Source organism: Azonexus sp. R2A61 (genome assembly GCF_021401135.1).
GTDB lineage: Bacteria > Pseudomonadota > Gammaproteobacteria > Burkholderiales > Rhodocyclaceae > Azonexus.
The window spans coordinates 1-695 of sequence record NZ_JACBFO010000010.1 but is presented as its reverse complement, the minus strand read 5'-3'; the positions used below and the strand labels follow the sequence as shown (position 1 = coordinate 695).

Annotated in this window: 1 protein-coding gene; it reads left to right on the top strand. The window is 60.4% G+C overall.

Annotated features, from left to right (window positions below):
* A partial coding sequence (locus L0962_RS18125) for an EF-Tu/IF-2/RF-3 family GTPase (RefSeq protein WP_255680930.1) occupies positions 1–693 on the top strand: 693 nt, incomplete at its 5' end.
* Between the last annotated feature and the right edge of the window lie 2 nt (positions 694–695).

Genomic DNA, 695 nt, shown 5'->3' with positions numbered 1-695 from the left:
GACACCCCGATCATCCACGGTTCTGCACTGAAGGCCCTGGAGGGCGATCAGTCCGAAATCGGCGAGCCGGCGATCTTCCGTCTGGCTGACGCGCTGGACTCCTACATCCCGACCCCGGAGCGCGCTGTCGATATGCCGTTCCTGATGCCGGTTGAAGACGTGTTCTCGATCTCTGGTCGTGGTACCGTGGTGACGGGTCGTGTTGAGCGCGGCATCGTCAAGGTTGGCGAAGAAATCGAAATCGTCGGTATCCGTCCGACCCAGAAGACCACCTGTACCGGCGTGGAAATGTTCCGCAAGCTGCTGGATCAAGGTCAGGCTGGCGACAACATCGGCGCCCTGCTGCGCGGTACCAAGCGTGAAGACGTCGAGCGCGGCCAAGTGCTGTGCAAGCCGGGTTCGATCACGCCGCATACCCACTTCACGGGCGAAGTGTATGTCCTGTCGAAGGATGAAGGCGGTCGTCATACCCCGTTCTTCAACAACTACCGTCCGCAGTTCTACTTCCGTACGACCGACGTGACCGGCGCGATCTCGCTGCCGGAAGGTACGGAAATGGTCATGCCGGGCGACAATATCTCGATGACGGTCAAGCTGATTGCGCCGATCGCCATGGAAGAAGGTCTGCGTTTCGCCATCCGTGAAGGCGGTCGTACCGTCGGCGCCGGCGTCGTCGCCAAGATCATCGAGTAATT